The organism is Prevotella scopos JCM 17725 (genome assembly GCF_018127785.1).
GTDB lineage: Bacteria > Bacteroidota > Bacteroidia > Bacteroidales > Bacteroidaceae > Prevotella > Prevotella scopos.
This window is the reverse complement of the sequence record NZ_CP072389.1, coordinates 1052477-1071437: the sequence shown is the minus strand read 5'-3', so window position 1 is coordinate 1071437 and position 18961 is coordinate 1052477. Positions and strand designations below refer to the sequence as shown.

Below are 18961 nucleotides of genomic sequence, written 5' to 3'. Positions count from 1 at the left end.
TGATTCATTTACAATAGAATAACATAAACGACAACACAGAGAGACGTCTTGAAACACGCTTTCGGACGTCTCCCTCAAACAAAGAACAATTATGAAAAAAGCTATTTTCACAATGCTGATGCTCATGGTAGCCATGATTGCAACAGCCAAAGACATTAAGACAGTTATCTTCACAACTACTCCACAGATGCACTGTGCTAACTGTGAGGCGAAAGTAAAGAACAACCTCCGTTTTGTAAAGGGTATTAAGGAAATCAAGACGAACGCTGAGACACAGAAGGTCTATATCACTTACGATCCTAAGAAGACTACGGAGGAACAGTTGCAGAAATCCTTTACGAAATTTGGTTATAAGGCAGAGAAAACAACAGAGGATGCTAAGATTCCTGTTCATGAAAATGAGGAATGCGATAATATGTAATTGTCAGAATACACAGATTTCAAATTGTAATTCTCTGATGCCTATACTATAAATAGGCGAAGGGGCAAACTTCGAATCAACAGTCTATCCTACTGTATTTGAAGTTTGCCCCTTTTTTTTATTCCCTTTGAGTTTTGTACTTTGAACTTTGAGTTTTGTATTTTGAATATTGAACTTTCCCCTTTGAGTTTTGTACTTTGGACCTTGAATATTGAACTTTCTCCTATGAACTTTGAATTTTGAGCAATAACGTTTTTACTTTTTTCCCCTTTTACTTGTTTCTCCTTATCTCCAACCTCATCGGGTCTTGAATCTTAGCTTTACTGATAAGTTGCAGATAACGTTCACGGAGCGGACCAACTCTTACGTTCTTTCTAGCACGTACAGCGGAGATAACGGATGAGGGATTGTTAGGTTCGCGCACGTGAAGTACCCTACATATATTCCGTACAATCGTTCGGAAATCTAAGGGGTGTCCCGTCGCATCCAATAAAGCACCGCTCTCCCAAACCATGTGGGCTAGTTCTATGAGGTCGCACTTTAAGCCGGTCCAATATAATCCTTCGTCTTCGCTTCTATTGATTAGGTCGTGAAAATTATTCACAATTCTTCTTGTCAATTGCTCCTCCTCTTCTTTTGTCCAGAGGTGAGTAGCCTTCATTGTTATTGTCACTCTCTTTGTCATTGGTCTTGGTGTTTTTGTTATAGAATAAATGTGTTTCAATCATCTACCACCTTATATTATAGTGACGCAAAATCGGTCAGTAGGAGAAGTCGTCAGGTGGTATGTGTATCATCCTCATCGAAATAATCTACTGGGGAGAAGACTATTTCTTGCGATAGTTGCAAAGGTAAAATAGCATGGTGCAGTATATGTTCAATACCGAAAATTTTTATTTAAATAAAACTAACAAAACAATGACCATAATCATAAGTCGGAAAAAAGTTGACAGAACGGGCTAAAACCATTTGGTTAATCTATAAATATTGAGCTATATCTTTTTAATTTTAAGTATTGATATTTTACTTCTTAGCTTTCAGGGCGAATATCAATATCATTGTTGTTCAGTTAGCAAGTTGACGAGTAGCCAGAATGATATAAGAACATATCACGCCCCTCCCTATGGGGTATGGGATCAGTTGGGGTATGGGCCAGTTTTCTTTGTGAGGCTAGTTGCTACCCGCTAAACCATTAAAAATCCCGACTTATTCTTTACATCTTTTGTCTGATACTAAAAAAAGTGTTATATTTGCACGCATAAACCTAAATCATTGTGATTATCTCCTTTCGTTCAAATGCGTATGCTCTCATTGATAGCCTATGGAGCAGCATCCTAGGAGGGGATAAATAGTTGATATAAACTAATTTATCATATATGCAAACAAAAGTTTTATGTGGTTTGACAGGAGCGCTTGCAATGGGTGCCGTCGTACCTGCTCACGCACAGAAGAAACCGATGAACATCGTTTTTATCATGAGCGATGACCATTCGTATCAAACCATCAGTGCTTACGACAAACGTTTCATTAGTACACCTAACATCGACTGGCTGGCTGACAATGGTGTGAAATTCCAAGAGAGCTTCGTTGCCAACTCACTAAGTGGTCCGTCACGTGCTTGTATGCTTACGGGCAAGCATAGTCATGCCAATGGTTTCACTGACAACTCCAAGACCTTTGATGGAGAACAGCAGACCTTCCCAAAGTTGCTGCAGAAGCAGGGCTATCAGACCGCTATGATTGGTAAGTGGCATCTTACCTCCCTACCAACAGGCTTCAACTACTGGGATATCCTTATCGGACAGGGTGACTACTACAACCCTGACTTCCTAAGCAATGGTAAGCGCATACGCCGTCCGGGTTATGTGACCAACATCATTGCCGATATGGCAATTGACTGGATGGAGAACAAACGTGATAAGAACAAGCCGTTCTGTCTGTTGATGCACAACAAGGCACCTCATCGTGTGTGGAATCCTGATACCTGCGACCTTCGCCTCTATGATGACATCAAATATCCATTGCCAAAGACCTTCTACGATGACTATTCTGGTCGTCTTGCTGCACAGAAGCAGAAGATGAGCATCATAAAGGATATGGACCTCGTCTATGACAACAAGATGGCTGACAAGGAAAATGAGATTCATACCACGACTGGTCTTGAAGAATGGGGACGTGCTAACTACAAACGTATGACACCATCACAGCGTGCCCAGTGGGATAGCTACTATGACCCAATCATCAAGAAGTTTAAGGAAGACAAACTCTCTGGTAAGGCACTCGCTGAATGGAAGTATCAGCGTTACATGCACGACTACATGCGTGTGATTCACTCTGTTGACCGCAACGTAGGACGTGTCATTGATTATCTGCGCCAGCACGGACTCTTGGAAAACACGATGATTGTCTATACTTCTGACCAAGGTTTCTATATGGGTGAACACGGATGGTTCGATAAGCGTTTTATGTATGAGGAATCCTTCCGCACACCGCTGTTGATTTACTATCCAGGTGGTAAGCATGGCGTTATCAGTCAGATGGTACAAAACATCGATTATGCTCCAACCTTCCTCGATGTAGCAGGTGCAAAGATTCCATCCGACATCCAGGGCCGTTCTTTCCTACCACTCCTTGAGGGTAAGAAGCCAGCCAACTGGCGTCAGTCGCTCTACTATCACTACTATGAATACCCTGCCGAGCACTCTGTTTGCCGTCACTATGGTATTCGTACCAAACGTTATTCGCTTATCCATTTCTATAATGATATTGACGCTTGGGAACTTTACGATCTAAAGAAAGACCCAGAACAGATGCACAATATCTATGGTAAGCCTGGCACGGAGAAGCTCACGCAGAATCTAAAGAAGCAACTCCTCCAGCTGCAGAATCAGTATGATGACCCAATTCGCAAGAAGGAGAACAACATGAAGTAGTAAGTTCTTTCTATTCCCATATAGAATCCTTACGCAGTTGTCTTTCTCGTGAAGCTATATATATGATGTATGGCATGGATGTGATACATACTATATATATAATGTGTCTAAGTCATTCAACATCGAGAATAGCAAGCCACATGCCAGTAGGGTTATTTTATGGAGAATATTTTCTTTATATAAGTTGTTCTTAAACAACTGCTACATGTAAAGAAAATTCAAATATTAAAAAGTAAGAGGACGTTAATTGGATTTCAATTAACGCCCTTTTGCCTTCTAATAGGTGCCCTTTAAGGACCTTGTTAACGCCCTTCAAGCCCCTTGTTAACGCCCTTTTAGAAGCGTGTTTGTAATATGCTGATAGTGAGTGGATTGCAAAGGCGATAAAAATGGAGTTTTTGACCGCTTTTTGAAGATTAAAGTCTGAATAAATGTAAAGATAATTCAGAGCATTAGACGTTTAATTTTGACTTTTGAATTTTACCTTTGACTTTTGAACTTTTGTAGTAATATATGCAGGCATCTGTTTGTTTATTAACCATTAAGAGTGCTCGATTTTGCAATTAAGTGATTGGTCTCAACCCCTTTAGGGGAGGGGTATGGGAGAGGGACCGCTAGTTCTTAATTATGATTAGTTTGTATGCTGTGTCAACAAGATAAGATTTCTGCGAAAATCTTTGGTAATATCATTTTAAGGGTGTAACTTCGGAAGCAGAAATCTATACACCTAAAAGCATGAACCTTAAACGGAGAATCATCTTCAATTTGGAGAACGGTAAGAAATGCGATATTTTCATTGTGAGAATGCATCTCCCATTTGCATGTCTATTAGTTTCCCCAACGGATTTTGTTCATGACTGATAGTTCCATAGAAGGTAACAGCTCGTTGCCATGAAATCTTGTATTGACATTACAGACGAATCAAGACGAAGACCCTGAGGAAATTCGGTCAGTTATAACACCCAGATAGTATGCGCCAAGAATTAAGAAAAACAGAGAAACAAGATTTATCCCTCATCGTACGAGCTATTGGTACCGACCTAGAGCATATACAAGTACGCATGATTACTTCGGCTAATGCCGATATGCTTTTCCACTATTGGAAAGTAGGGCATTTTATTCTTAACCTCCAAAAGAAAGAAGGTTGGGGAAGCAAAGTCATTGACAAACTTTCTAAAGCGATACGTTCTAAATATCCAGACAAGAAGGGGTATTCCACTCGTAATCTTATCTATATGTGCCAGTTTGCAAAGGCTTATCCTATGGAGGTTCTAACGGAAATGGGTAAGGTTGAAGAGTTGCTTAATAGCCCTTCGGTTGATAATGTATTACAATTAACAAACGAACTTAATCAGTTTACGCAACAGCCTGTTGCACTAATTCAAAATTCAGATATTCAAGGAGATATAATTACGCAACACCCTGTTGCGTAATTGCGCGAAGTATCAGAAAAACTTTGTCGGCTATCTACCACAGCGACATCAGTCAGATAGAAGAAGTCTTCAAGCAATCAGCCATTGTTCGCACCAACTGGGCAAGCCATGTAATCCTACTTAACAGCCAGTTGCCCTTGGGTGAGCGTTACTGGTACATTACGCAAGCAGTAGCTAATGGATGGAGTCGCAATGTTCTGCAAATGCAGATTGAGACAAACCTTTTTGCTAGACAGATTGCTGCAAAGAAGGTCAGTAACTTCGCAGTATGCTTACCCAATCCACAAAGCGACCTTGCCAACTATCTGATGAAAGACCCTTATATCTTTGACATGATGGGACAAACGGAAAAGATGACTGAACGAGATGTGGAGCGTCAATTAGTTTCTCACATCACCAAATATCTTTTGAAAATGGGGAGTGGCTTTGCGTTTGTTGCACAGCAAAAGCATTTTGAAATAGGCGAATCAGATTTCTATGCCGACTTGATTCTTTATAACATCCAGTATGCATGCATACGTAGTAGTCATGTTATAAACCTGTTAACAACTCATATAAATATGAATGAACAAATATATTACAAGTATATGTCTTTGGAAAAGTTAGAACGTTTCCTAGAATATCTATAATGAGTATTGTCATGTATTTACCTTGCTTGTCTATGAGTATGATTTTTGTATAAACGATGCGTTTGAGGTTATCAAGAAAATAGATCATAATGCAAAAACCTATTTTTTTGATTGAGATATTTTGTAAGCTGTAACAAGGGGGATTGTCGGGGCTTCCATGAATTTTGTGGGTAGAAGGTGTAGCTAATGGGAGATAAATCTTTACGCTCCTATACCTTATATAAGTAGTTTCGAGAGAGACGATAGAAGCTTATTATAGGGAATGAGTATTTTTTCTACACTTTTTACCCATAACAAGTATTAACTCACTTTTTTTTTGTATCTTTGCCTTTGGAAGATGGAATTCCGACAAAAAACCTAAATACAAAATATTCATATTAATCAGAATGAAGAAAATCTTACTTTCAGTGGCATTGATGATTGCGAGCATCTCGCTTCATGCCACAGACGCGAACTACCAGGTAGTGCCGCTACCACAGAGCATCACTGCTGAGAAAGGTGCAGCTTTTGTTTTGGATGCTAACACCATTATCAACGTGGCAAGCAACGATGAGGCGATGCGCCGTAATGGTGAGTTCTTGAAGCAGTATATCCAAGAGAAGACAGGTATTGTACTCAATGGAATGAATAAGAAGGGCAATACTATCACTTTGAAACTCAATGCAAAGGTAGAGAACGAGGAAGGATATGTTATCACCGTAAAGGGTAAAAATATTACAGTTGAGGGTAAGACTCCGCGTGGTGTTTTCTATGGTATTCAGACACTTCGCAAGTCATTGCCATTGGAGAAGGTTGAGAACGTAACCTTCCCAGCAACACGTATTGCTGACTATCCACGTTTTGCTTATCGTGGTACGATGCTTGATTGCGCTCGTCACTACTTCAAGATGAGCTTTATCAAAGAGTTCATCGATATGCTTGCACTCCATAACATCAACACCTTCCACTGGCATCTCACTGAGGATCAGGGCTGGCGTGCGCAGATTGACCGCTATCCAAAGCTTACAGAAGTGGGTTCAAAGCGTGCACAGACGGTTATCGGTCGTATGACAGGACTCTTTGATGAGACTCCATACGGTGGTTACTATACAAAGGACGAGATGCGTGAGGTTGTGAAGTATGCAGCTGATCGTTATATCACTGTTATCCCAGAGATTGATATGCCGGGTCACATGCTCGGTGCATTGGCAGCTTATCCAGAGCTTGGTTGTACGGGTGGTCCTTACAAAGTGGCTGAGCAATGGGGTGTTTTCCCAGATATTCTCTGTGCTGGAAACCCTAAGACTTACGAGTTTGTGAACAACGTCTTAGACGAAATTATTGATATTTTCCCATCTAAGTATATTCACATCGGTGGTGATGAGGCTCCACGTATTCGTTGGCAACACTGTCCACGCTGTCAGGCTGAAATCAAGCGTCTTGGCTTGAAGGGCTCAAATGGTTTCTCTGCAGAGGCTCAGCTACAGGCTCACTTTATGAACCAGGCAGCGAAGCACTTGGCAGAGAAGGGTCGTTACATCATCGGTTGGGACGAGATTCTCGAGGGTGATGTTGATAAGGGTACGACTGTCATGAGCTGGCGTGGCGTGAATGGTGGTATTGAGGCTGCTAAGCGTGGCTTGGATGCAATCATGACACCAGTAAACTACTACTATCTCGATTACTACCAGAGAAAAGACAACACGATGACGCTCATCGGTGGTTTCCTCCCTGTTGAGACAACTTACGGCTACAACCCAGTGCCAGATGATGCTGCACCTGAGTTGAAGAAGCATATCAAGGGTGTTCAGGCTAATCTTTGGACAGAGTATATCATTGGTCGCGACCTGGCTTTCTTCCAGCTCCTCCCACGTGTTGCAGCTATGGCAGAGACTGGTTGGACAGAGAATGCTAAGAAGGACTTTGCGTCTTTCAAGGAGCGTGAGACACGTCTTAACGAACTCTACAAACACTTCGGTTGGAAGACTTGTCAGGACCTGTACAAGGAGAAGAAGTAACAACAAAGACGTATTAGCCTAGGCTCATACAAGCCTTAAAATTAAAACGGCTGATAAGGTACGAGAACTCATCTCGTGTCTTACCAGCCGTTTTTGTTTCTCCCTATTGATTAGAGTGGTGTATATCTATTTCGGTCTCAGAAGAATAAGAAACGGGTTTCTAAAAGGTAGTACATGGAAAGTGATGGTGACAACGGAGTCGCCATCGTCTTGTATTTATCAAACCTCCGTGTTCCTCGTGTTGCAACAGCTTTAATTCATATTATTGCACAAAGGGTTGTAAGTTTTTCCTTTTTATGATGACATCGAGAGAGTATTGGAAGGCAATGTAGATAAGAATATCTATCGCAATAATCCAAGTTACGACGAGTTCGTTGAAGAGGGTAAGGTTGATAATAATAAAAAGGACCGATAATAAAATAACGCTAATCAATGTCTGGTGTTGTGTCAATCCTGTACGCATCAGCTTATGATGAATATGGTTCTTGTCTGCGGTGAAAATTGGTTTATGGTTTATGAGTCTTACGATGATAACTCTGAACACATCGAAGGTTGGTACAAGAAGTAAAGTCACGGAGAGGAGTGTAGCGCCCTTCTGGTAAGGCATCACATGTGGGTTGTACATACAGAACTTAATCATCAGTACACCAAGGATATACCCCAGTGTCAGACTACCAGAGTCACCCATAAATATCTTTTGATTTTTTTCTTCTTTCCCCCAAATGTTATGATAAAGGAAGGGAATCAAAACACCCATCAAGCCTGCAATGAGGATGCAGTAAACCCATATCTGTTCACGATGAAAGATATAGAAAAGACCGCCTAAGGCAATGAGCGTAAGACTTGCAGAGAGTCCATCAATACCATCAATCAAGTTGATAGCATTCATGATAAATACCAGTACACCAATGGTTAAGATAGTTCCTACAAGTGGTGGAATCTCATAGATGCCTAAGAATCCATAGAGGTTATTGATGTAAAGATAGGACATAGGGAGCAGACTGGCAACGACAATCTGCATAAGAAGTTTTACCCTTGCTCTCACACCAAAGATGTCGTCAATGACACCTGTTATATAGATGATGGTGATGCCGATACCAAAGAAGATGCACCAAGGGCTGACACATATCTTGTTACACTTGCATGTAGAGACCCATACCAATAGTGCAACAATTGTAGCAATCAGCATACTGGGCATAAAAGAGACACCCCCTAAACGCGGAACAGCACTCTTGTGTATTTTCCTAGCATCTGGAGCATCGTATAAGTTCTTCTTCTTACAGAAGGAAATAATTTGTGGAATCATAATAAATCCACAAATAGCGCTCATGGTAAAAGCAAAAAGAATTATTAACGTATATGTCAACATCCTATTTCTATTCTTGTGTTCAATATAACTCTTAAATTGCTATATTATTGCATTTAGATATCTAAAAAAATATAATTTATCTTCAACATCAATTGTTTTTATTGAAATTTCTTGTCACGCATTGTTCTTTGTTATTTTCTTTTTGTATTTTTGTAAATATGAGATTTCATTAGAATCGTTATACCATGCGCCTTAGACGAATCTTTTGAAGATTTTTTGTTAAGTAACCCTTTTAATCGATATATGGAACGAATTGATATTTCAGTTTTAATGGCTGTTTACAAGAAAGATAATCCTACTTTCCTTCGTGAAAGTTTAGAGAGTATCTTTTCTCAGACGGTGGAAGCTGCTGAAGTAGTTTTGTTAGAGGATGGACCTTTAACGGATGCTTTATATGATGTTATAAAGTCATTTACTATGCGATATGCATCATTAAAGGTAGTACCATATCCAGAGAATAGAGGGTTGGGCAAAACGCTGAATGATGGGTTGCAGCTTTGCAAATACGACATAATAGCGCGTATGGATGCCGATGATATCTGTAAACCCAATAGATTTGAAGTGGAGTATAACTGGTTAAAGACGCATAAGGACTATGATTTGGTAGGGTCTTGGGTAGATGAGTTCTCGGACGATAAGATGGTGGTAAAGACTAAAAGAAAGGTGCCAGAGCAGAATGAAGAGATAAAGCGATACGCCCAGTATAGATGTCCAGTCAACCATCCGACAGTGATGTATCGTAAAGCAGCAGTATTAGCTGCTGGTGGTTATCTGACAGAATATTTTCCTGAAGATTACTTTCTCTGGTTGCGTATGCTAAAGAATGGAAGTAAGTTTTATAATATTCAAGACTCTTTATTGTGGTTTCGCTACTCTGAAGACACGGTAGGCAAGCGTGGTGGATGGAAGTATGCTTGTGATGAGGTACGTATCTTGGAAAAAATGTTGAAGATGGGCTTCATCCCATTCCATGTTTTCTGTCAAAGTGTTGTTATCCGGTTTACTACTCGTGTTATGCCTTTGCCTATCCGTAAACGGCTGTATAAGCTGATAAGAAAGACATAGCTTGAGGAGTTTCTGGCTCTATAACGCATCGTGTGGATTGTGTGTTGATATCCCACCGGTTTGGTGCGGGTGCTTAGCACGTGTGGTGCGGATGCTTAGCACTAATGGTGCGGAGGGTATGCACCACATGTGCGGAGGATTAACACCATTGCTGTATATGGAAAGGTAGGAATTTAATGTGCGTTAAGCGTATTAAACCTAAGGTCAACCTAGAGTCGTGTTTTGTTGGAGGCTATACTTCTTGACAATATTTTTATGTTCTATGACGAACTACCCACATGAATCATTAGAGAGCCGAGTTTTTAAGGATTATAAATATTTGGTTTATCTACACAGATATAATGCAATAAAATAGCTAACTTTGCGTTTTTATTTTTACTTAGTAAATTGTTAAAGATAAATAAAGAATAAAATATATTTTCAATGGAAGATCAAAAGAAAGAGGATGTTGCAATTGTTTCCTTTCTCAAAAAGCTTAAGCATGACCTGTTACGATATATTATCGTTTTTGTTGTTGCTTTGGTAGGTTCAATCCTAATTATTTTACCTGTTCCTCGCTATTATAAGTGTGATATTTCCCTTGCTCCTGAAATGGATAATGCAGAAGGTGGTGGTAAATTGAGTTCTATTGCTTCTTCTTTTGGTGTGGATCTTGGTGATGTCGCTTCTGGCAATGCCTTGCAGCCCAGTCTTTATCCAGACTTGATGAAGTCTAATGAGTTTGTTAAGAGCTTGCTCCAGATTCCTGTACAAACAAAAGATGGTTCGGTAAAGACAAATTACTATGATTATCTTTATCATCATCAGAAGGAGTCACCTTACACTAAGGTTATTTTATGGTTTGGTAAGAAGTTTGGTGACAACGATACCCTTACAAGTAAAACCGACTCCATTAACCCTTTTATGCTTAATAAAAAGCAGGATGAAATCTTCACAAAGATAAAGAAAAGTATTGCTTGTGATATTGATATTAAGACGGGGTTGATAACCATTTCAGTGGAAGATCAAGACCCACTGATTAGTGCAACGATTGCTGACTCGGTACGTGCCAAATTGCAGGACTTCATCACAAACTATAAAACAAATAAGATGAAGAATGACGTGAAGTATTATACGAAGTTAGTTGCCGAGGCAAAGAAGAAGTATGAGAATGCACGTCAGAAGTATGCTGCCTTTTCGGATGCAAATCAAGATGTTATTTTGCAGGAACTTCAGTCGCAACGTGATGATTTGGAGAATGATATGCAATTGAAGTTTAATGCTTATAGTGCGTTAAGTACACAGTTGCAAAATGCACAGGCAAAGTTGCAAGAGCATACTCCTTCATTTACGATGGTTCAGAGTGCATCAGTCCCCGTTAAGCCTGCAGGACCGAAACGTATGGCATTTGTCTTTATTGTGGTTTTCCTCAGTTTGATGGTCACCTTCGTTATTCGTAATTTCTCGTTGTTGTTTGGTGGTGGAAAGGACGAATAGTTGATGGTTACAGTTAAGGAGATTATAACCCGATTAAACTCTTCCTCCATATCACGAAGAATGGGGCAAGGACTGGCTTGGTCGTTTACTGGGACGGCCTTAGCTAAGTTTCTTACCTTAGTGGTGGGTATTATCTGTGCCCATATATTGCAGAAGGAGGCATACGGAGAGTTCTCTATGGTGCGCTCCACAATTAATATGTTTATTGTTCTGGGCTCTGCGGGGTTAGGTGTTACGTCAACAAAGTACATTGCTGAATATAGAGTTGAACAAGCAGATAAGATTCCTGCAGTATATGCAGCAACCAATTTCTTTGGATTTTTAATGGCAGTGATAACTGCAATCCTGATATTGTTGGGTGCACCCTTTATTGCGAATAATATTCTTCATCACCCAAGTATTGTGTTACCAGTACGTGTGGGCGCAGTATTATTGTTCTTTTCCATCATCAATGGTGTTCAGAATGGAGCACTGATGGGCTTCGAAAACTTTAAGGCAATAGCGATTAATACGCTGTCAGGAAGTATCCTTGAATCTATTCTGACCATTTTTGGAGCTTATTATTTTGGTGTCAACGGAGCAATCCTTGGTTTTGGTATGGGGTTTATCTTGATTTTCGTAATGAATCATCTTTCCATCAACAAGAACTTTTATGCAATTCAGATAAAGAAGTTAAGTATCAAAGAACTCCAATTAAAGGACTTTTCAATCTTATATACTTATAGCCTGCCAGCAGCTTTGTCGGCGTTACTTATTACGCCTTCATTCTGGTTAATACGTTCAATACTTGTACGTTCAGAAGGTTTTCAAGATCTTGCAGTCTTTGAGGCAGCCGACCAGTGGAAGGTTATCATCTTGTTTATCCCTACAGCTTTTAGCCAGATTGTACTCCCCATTTTATCGAGTCTGAATAAAGAAAAGGCTTCTTTCGTATCAACATTAAAGTATAATATGTTGATAGTCGGCGTTACGGCATTGTTGTTGTCAATAGGCGTGATACTCTTTGGTGGCTTTATTATGCGACTGTATGGTGCTACCTATGACAATCCCGTACCCGTACAGATACTTGCCATCTCAACAATCTTCTCTGCCTTGGCAAATGTCCTTGAGATGGCTGTCTATAGTCTTGGTAAGATGTGGCAATGTTTTGTTATTAATATTGTCTGGGCTATGCTAATGGTAGGATGCTCTTATTATCTTTGTATGAGAGGGGAGGGTGCTAATGGCTTGTCAATGGCAGTATTAGTCTCATACGTTGTGTCCTTTCTTATGTTCTTGGTGTACACAATCATCGTTGTTAGAAAGGAGGTAAAGTGATGTCAGAGAAGGCTCGTTATATCTTATTTGCATTCTTTCTTTTCCTTACCCAGATTCTAGGTACGGGCATCGTTCCTATGGGATTGTTTGCTCTTTCGCTGTTAATGATATTCTCACCTACCACCTTTCTACGCAGTCTGGGATATACCCCAATCTTCTTTTTGTTTATCTGTTTCTCCTTGGGAGTCGGTTTTTACTTTGCGTTATGCAATGGTCTGAAACCTTGGAACATAGCCTATTGGGGGCAATTCTATTTCCTTTGTATCCTTCTCTTGGGTGTTAAGGATAAGAAGTCGTGCTTGGAAGCATTACGCATCTTTGTTTTTATCATTTTTATCCTTGACTTTGGAACGAACCTTTTGTTTCTTGTAGGAGTAAATGTGCCTTGGACAGAACTGCCACCTGTACGTCCTGGAGAATCGCTTGCACGTTTTCCTGGCTTTAAAGGTAATGCTTTATATTCAGGAAGTATAACCTTTGTTGCAGCTTGCTATATGCTAAATCAGAAGAGAGTGAATAAGATAGTCTTCTATTTAGGACTTGCAACCATGGTTGGAAACCTTATTCTTTCAGGTTCTTATCGTTACCTTATTATCGGAGCTGTTGTTGCAACGATGTATTACCTTCGCTTATATAGAAGTAGGATTATGATGGTTGGGATGTATGTGTCGAGTATTATCGTAGTGTTTACAGCCACGCTTGTCACGATGTTCTCTAATCTCAGTAATTTCTATCGTGCATTTATTTGGTTCCATTTCATTAAAGAAATTGCGAAAGATCCATGGATAGGTCATGGTTTCTTTAATATACACCTTGATGAGTATCAGGACTTTAGTACGCCTTCTCACTTGATTGCAAATGGCGTGACAGAGTCTTGTATTCTTACGATTGGCTATAGCTTTGGTATTATCGTCTTGTCATTCTTCCTCGTAAGTATCGTCAGGACCTTGTTACGATACAAAGCTTATAAGAAGTATTCCGTCGAGTTAGGAGTGTTCATTGGTCTGACACTTGACCTCTTCTGGGGTGGAAGCTTCGACAACACCTATACCTTTGCATTATTGTTATTAAGTTGGTATCTGATTAATGAGACTGCTTGTAAACGAGAATTGAATGAAGACATTCACAATAGTACTACCGACGTATAATAATCTTGACCTTTTCAAGAGTGCCTATGGTTCTGTTTGCAAGCAGGACTTTAAGGATTATGAGATTGTTGTGGTTGACGATTCCAATGATTCGTCCATAGCAGATTACGTTTCTTCACTCAATAACCCCGCTATTGTTTATCGACATCACGTCCCATCCTCAGGGGCTGTCAACAACTGGAATCATGGGTTACAACTAGCAACGGGAAGATTTGTTATTGTGGTACATCATGATGAAGCCTTTGAAGAAAATGATTATCTGTCTTCATTGAATAAGCTGTTTCAAAAAGGATATGACGTACTTGTGACGCGTGTGAAAGTCTTTAATGGTGGAGTATTAAAGCCTAATTTATTCTCACGGGCTATGATGAATCTCTTCGTTACCATTCCTTCTCTTCTTTTCCTTTGTAATGTCATTGGTCCTTGTTCTTGTATAGCTTTTAATCGTTCGCATCTTATAGAGTTTGATAACAGATTGAACTGGCTTGTCGATGTTGATTGGTATTACCGATTATTGAAAGGTAAGCGTCGAAAATTCTTAGATAATCTATACATTGACTCTTTTAATGACCATGAGGATAAGATTACAAATCAGATAGACGTCAAACAGGCTGAGGTGAAGGATATTGCTATTCTCAACTCGAAGTATAAGTGTCATCTTCTGTTAAGAGGTTGCTTGTTTATTAATAAAATCGTTATGCTCAATGATTTAAAGGGTATAATAAAAAAAGTAATACGCCGATGAAGATTGTTAAGATATTAGGTGGCTTGGGAAATCAGATGTTCCAATATGCTTTGTACCTTTCCCTGAAGGAAACTTTCCCAACGGAACGTGTAACATTGGACCTTTCTTGCTTCAATGGTTATCATCTACACAATGGCTTTGAGGTGGATAAAATCTTCTCTGTAACAGCTGAAAAAGCTTCTGCTTTTGATATAATGCGTGTTGCTTATTACTATCCAAATTATCTTTTGTGGCGTATTGGCAAACGTCTTTTGCCGCATCGAAAAGGAATGTGTATAGAAAGTTCTTCTCTTCGATTTGACAGTTCTGTGCTGATTCAAGACGGAGACAGATACTTTGATGGCTATTGGCAAGATGAAAGATACTTTCTTGCTTTTCGGGAAAAGGTGTTGAAGGCTTTTACTTTCCCTGCTTTTAATGATAAAGAGAATTTATCATTATTAGAAAAGTTAGATGGCAATAGCGTTGCTTTACATGTACGACGAGGCGATTATATAGGGAATAAACTTTATCAAGGCATCTGCGACCTCGATTATTACCATGCAGCCATCGAGAAGATGTGTACTTATGTTACACCTTCAGTCTTTTGTGTTTTTAGTAATGACATAGGGTGGTGTAGAGAGCATTTAGAGCAATACATTAAGGCTCCTGTTGTTTATGTCACTTGGAATACAGGGGCTGAAAGTTATCGCGATATGCAGTTGATGTCTTGTTGTGCGCATAATATTATTGCAAATTCGTCTTTCTCATGGTGGGGAGCATGGCTCAATCAGAATAGTAGTAAGGTTGTCATTGCACCAAAGAGATGGTTAAATATGGAAGAGTGTGATTTCACTTTACCAGACTCTTGGATAAAGATATAGGTTTACTTATGCCGAGTACATTTGAAGCTATCTATTGGCAAAATCCTAGGATAACGTACAACATATTTACAAATGAACTTCTTGATTGAAAGGGTAAGATCCACAAATTTGTAAAAGATTAAGTGTAATTAATTTCATAGTTCATATAAAGAAAAAGGTTAGGTCATTGAAAATCATTTTGACCTAACCTTTTTCCATGTATAATCTGCGCCAGCGCCTTTTTGAATCCTATAGAACCTTACTTCATCAAGTTAGCAATCGTTGCAATGATGGCTGCAATGCTGGCTGCACTTGAACCAATGCTGAGGGTCTCTGCAAGACTCATTTTGCTTTGTATCTTTGTAGGAACGATGATTTCGCAACCAGGACGTACTTTGGCATTATGCCCTACCTTCGCTAACATGCCGTTCATGTAGAGGATGTAGGTGTTGCTCTTCTTTGCATCACTAGCAAAACCACCCGCCTGATCAATATAATAACTGACGTTCTTGCCTTCAACATAGCCGACAGAGTTAGGATACATCACTGCACCATTAATCTTAACCGTACCATTGTATTGTGGGATGATGATGCGGTCGCCTGCACGGAGAACGATGTCGGCGTCACTACCAGGGTTAGCGATTGCTTTATCGAGTTCGATACCAACAGGATACACGTCAGGTGCTTGGAATTTCTCCAGTGGTTTTTTGTCGCCCTCTTTTGCAGTTTTTCCGTCACCTTCTTGTAATGCTTGTATCACACCAGCATCCTTTGTTTTCACAGCAAAGTTTATCAAGTTCTTACGTTGCTGTTCCATCTGCATCTTGTAAGCGTTCTCCATGCGGATACGTTCGCTTGGCGTTGTACGACGCTCCAGGCGGGCACCTTTTATATAACCATTTTCTGTTACGCCACCTGCTGCCTTATAGATATCGCTTAGCCGCATCCTTCTAGAGGTCAGTGTGTAGCTTCCACCAAAGACGACTTCGCCTTCGATACTAACATTCTGTTGGTTCGTTGTACCAGGACTCTTACGAACATACACCTCGTCGTATGGCTCAAGAACAAAACCTGGTGCACCTTCAATGACAAATCCATCGCGCAGAGCGAATGAATAGGTGCGTGCAATGATGGAATCAGGTGTCAGTGCTTGCGAGTTTGTGATACGGCGTGACACATCCACTCTTACGGTTGAGGCACTCTGTTTAAGACCACCTGCCTGTAAGATGAAGTCTTCTAACGACTCATTATCAGCATATTGATAAACACCAGGATAGAGAACTTCTCCATGAATGGTTATTGTTCGTTGTACCTGTGCGTCAGTGCGAGTAGGAATAAAGAGTATGTCTTCATTCTGTAACGGGATATCAGCCACACGTCCTGTGAGGATACCTTCTACATCAACAGAGATAACCTCTAATGTTCGGTCAGCCTTCTTTCGATGTAATACCGCATGTGGGGCAAATGCCACCTCGGTCAGTCCGTCTGCTGCTTCAATCAATCCACGAACGCTATTGATACGTCCACCCACCTCATACATACCTGGACGGAACACGGCTCCCTTGATTTCAACCATGTTTTCATATCTTGGGATAACAGAATCGACGCTGACAGAGTCTTCGTCAGCTACACGGAAGTTGCGCATATCAAACTCGTTGACATTGAAGATGGAGTACTGACGACCCGTCTTTCTGCGTACACGTACCGAACGAGTATAGGCATCACCAGCAAATCCACCCGCATAACCGATGAGTGTGCCAAGACTTTCGCCTCGTTTCATCTCGTAGAACATCGGACGCTTTACCTTACCGCTGACCTGTGCCAGCATCTCGTAAGGTCCAACAACGATAACGTCATTATCTGCTAAGCGCACATTACCACTCAGATGTCCACGACGTAGGAAGTCATAAACGTCAACCGTACTGATAAGTGTGCCTCCTCTATATACTTTGATGTTACGGAGTGTTCCTAAATCACCTATACCACCCGCCATATAAAGTGCATTGAAGACTGTTGCAAAAGATGATAGCGTATAGGTACCAGGTGTCTTCACCTCGCCTACAACGTTGACCATGATTGTATGTGTCTGACCTACAGAGAGCCGGATGTTAGAACTACTAAATCGCTTGCCAATCTTCTCACGGATGCGATTGTTGGCTTGCCCTACGGTCAGTCCACTAACCTGAATAGGTCCAAAACCCTCTAAGGTGATGTAGCCATCAGGTGCAACCGTTGTCTGATATGATTTCTGTGAAGCCCCATAGATGTCAATAAACACGGCATCACCAGGTCCGATGTGGTAGTTGCGTGGCAGTGCCATGTTCATGTTAGGTTCAAAAGAAAGACTCTTATTGTTAAAGATGTCACGTCCCCAAACCCTCTTGCGGTTACGGCTTAACTGCTTGAGAAGGTTCTTGTACATTGCGGCAGTATCTTGCGGCATCCAATCGTTCATCTCTGACTGCATCTTAAGAAACTCGCCATCATTCTCATTATAGGTATTCGTTAACGAACGATCCGGTGTGATACGTCCTTCTGAATATCTATCGCCCACCTGCTCATTGTCGTTATAGTCTTTGAGCGTCTCTTCGGCAATCTGTCGTTTGCTCTTTCCTGAGGTAGTATTAGGATTTGTCTGTCCGTTGTTCGTACGACTACGATCTGTCGTTGTCCCCTCTTTCACAGCGCCAAAAGCAGCATTACCCTTCTGCATCTTCTCGTATGAGTTTCTCACACGGCGTATCTGCGAGATATCTACACCACTCTGCATGAGTTTAGTGACAATCTGTGATTGTGGTGTACCTTTCTTATGTTCCTTCATCACGAAGTCCATTACTTGAGAATCCGTCATGGACGACTGTGCAAAGCCGTTCAAGGAACACAAGGCGAGTAATATGAATAGAATGTATTTCTTCATTTTCGTGTTTAGAATTTCTTTCCTGTAAGAATTTTTAGAACCGTCTTAATGACGATGGTAAAGTCCAACCACAAGGTGCGATTCTCTAGATAATGGATGTCCATATCCATTCGTCTGAGCATCTTTTCCATTGTGTCAGTGTATCCATTATAGAGTGTGGCCTCTGAAGTGAGTCCTGGTCGCATTTGGTAGATGAGGTGATAACTGTCAGTTTGCTCCATAATCTTGTCAATGAAGTACTTGCGTTCAGGACGTGGTCCCACAAATGACATGTCACCACGCAGTACGTTCCAAAGTTGTGGCAGTTCATCTAGATGGTGTCCACGCAGGAACTGTTCTAGCCGGGTGGAGTTCGTGTTGTCACAATTTGCAACAAGTTGTGGCCCATTCTCCTCCACGACACTACTCATTGTACGAAACTTATAGATGGCAAAGGGACGTCCTTTATATCCGATACGTATCTGTCGGAAGAATATCGGACCATTACTTTGATAAGTAATAAGAACACTGATAATGAGAAAAAGTGGTAAGCAGAGGATGAGTCCTAAGAGAGCTGCAACAATGTCGAAGGTACGCTTCAAACTTCGTTGAAACTTTCCCATGGTATCATGACTCTCAATTTCTCTCATTTGATTCTTCGTACTTTGATTCTGTATCTTTATTATAACT

Annotated in this window: 13 protein-coding genes and 1 pseudogene; 10 read left to right on the top strand and 4 right to left on the bottom strand. The window is 40.6% G+C overall.

Going from position 1 to position 18961, the window contains the following annotated elements:
- Positions 1-91: 91 nt before the first annotated feature.
- The gene (locus tag J4856_RS04110; RefSeq protein ID WP_025837618.1) at positions 92-421 is read left to right on the top strand and encodes a cation transporter; all 330 of its coding nucleotides are present in this window, start codon (positions 92-94) and stop codon (positions 419-421) included.
- 271 nt (positions 422-692) lie between these two features.
- Here J4856_RS04110 and J4856_RS04105 read toward each other — a convergent pair whose 3' ends face one another.
- A complete protein-coding gene (locus J4856_RS04105; protein WP_083130802.1) occupies positions 693-1106 on the bottom strand; it encodes a hypothetical protein in 414 nt (137 codons plus the stop codon).
- A 691-nt stretch (positions 1107-1797) separates the two neighbouring features.
- On the opposite strand from J4856_RS04105, the gene J4856_RS04100 reads away from it, so the two are divergent.
- The 3 genes and pseudogenes from J4856_RS04100 (at position 1798) to J4856_RS04090 (ending at position 7413) form a co-directional block, all read left to right on the top strand.
- Positions 1798-3354, top strand: coding sequence for a sulfatase family protein (locus tag J4856_RS04100; RefSeq protein WP_025837620.1), 1557 nt, complete (start codon positions 1798-1800; stop codon positions 3352-3354).
- 971 nt (positions 3355-4325) lie between these two features.
- A pseudogene (locus J4856_RS04095) lies at positions 4326-5321 on the top strand (PDDEXK nuclease domain-containing protein); the annotation flags it as partial.
- Between the two features lie 481 nt (positions 5322-5802).
- Positions 5803-7413 (top strand): beta-N-acetylhexosaminidase, encoded by a 1611-nt coding sequence (locus tag J4856_RS04090; protein ID WP_025837623.1) that lies wholly within the window; start codon positions 5803-5805, stop codon positions 7411-7413.
- Positions 7414-7675: 262 nt separating this feature from the next.
- On the opposite strand, the gene J4856_RS04085 is transcribed toward J4856_RS04090, so the two are convergent.
- Positions 7676-8782, bottom strand: a complete 1107-nt coding sequence (locus J4856_RS04085) for an MraY family glycosyltransferase (protein WP_065367926.1) — start codon at positions 8780-8782, stop codon at positions 7676-7678.
- Between the two features lie 243 nt (positions 8783-9025).
- Between J4856_RS04085 and J4856_RS04080 the strand changes: the two genes are divergently transcribed.
- The 6 genes from J4856_RS04080 (at position 9026) to J4856_RS04055 (ending at position 15396) form a co-directional block, all read left to right on the top strand.
- Positions 9026-9847: a glycosyltransferase gene (locus J4856_RS04080; RefSeq protein WP_044081032.1), complete on the top strand. Its 822-nt coding sequence runs from the start codon at positions 9026-9028 to the stop codon at positions 9845-9847.
- 423 nt (positions 9848-10270) lie between these two features.
- On the top strand, positions 10271-11323 hold the full coding sequence (locus J4856_RS04075; RefSeq protein WP_025837627.1) for a chain-length determining protein: 1053 nt from the start codon (positions 10271-10273) through the stop codon (positions 11321-11323).
- A gap of 60 nt (positions 11324-11383) precedes the next feature.
- On the top strand, positions 11384-12640 hold the full coding sequence (locus J4856_RS04070; protein WP_044081033.1) for an oligosaccharide flippase family protein: 1257 nt from the start codon (positions 11384-11386) through the stop codon (positions 12638-12640).
- Entirely contained in the window at positions 12640-13788 is a 1149-nt protein-coding gene (locus J4856_RS04065; protein ID WP_025837630.1) for an O-antigen ligase family protein, read from the top strand. The genes J4856_RS04070 and J4856_RS04065 overlap by 1 nt, the downstream gene beginning before the upstream one ends.
- Positions 13754-14533 (top strand): glycosyltransferase family 2 protein, encoded by a 780-nt coding sequence (locus J4856_RS04060; protein WP_025837631.1) that lies wholly within the window; start codon positions 13754-13756, stop codon positions 14531-14533. Before J4856_RS04065 ends, J4856_RS04060 begins: the two co-directional genes overlap by 35 nt.
- On the top strand, positions 14530-15396 hold the full coding sequence (locus J4856_RS04055; RefSeq protein WP_025837633.1) for an alpha-1,2-fucosyltransferase: 867 nt from the start codon (positions 14530-14532) through the stop codon (positions 15394-15396). Before J4856_RS04060 ends, J4856_RS04055 begins: the two co-directional genes overlap by 4 nt.
- Before the next feature lie 238 nt (positions 15397-15634).
- Here the strand turns inward: J4856_RS04055 and J4856_RS04050 are convergent, their stop codons facing one another.
- Both J4856_RS04050 and J4856_RS04045 read right to left on the bottom strand, forming a co-directional pair.
- A complete protein-coding gene (locus tag J4856_RS04050) occupies positions 15635-18292 on the bottom strand; it encodes an SLBB domain-containing protein (protein WP_025837636.1) in 2658 nt (885 codons plus the stop codon).
- Positions 18293-18300: 8 nt separating this feature from the next.
- A complete protein-coding gene (locus tag J4856_RS04045; RefSeq protein WP_025837637.1) occupies positions 18301-18921 on the bottom strand; it encodes a sugar transferase in 621 nt (206 codons plus the stop codon).
- Between the last annotated feature and the right edge of the window lie 40 nt (positions 18922-18961).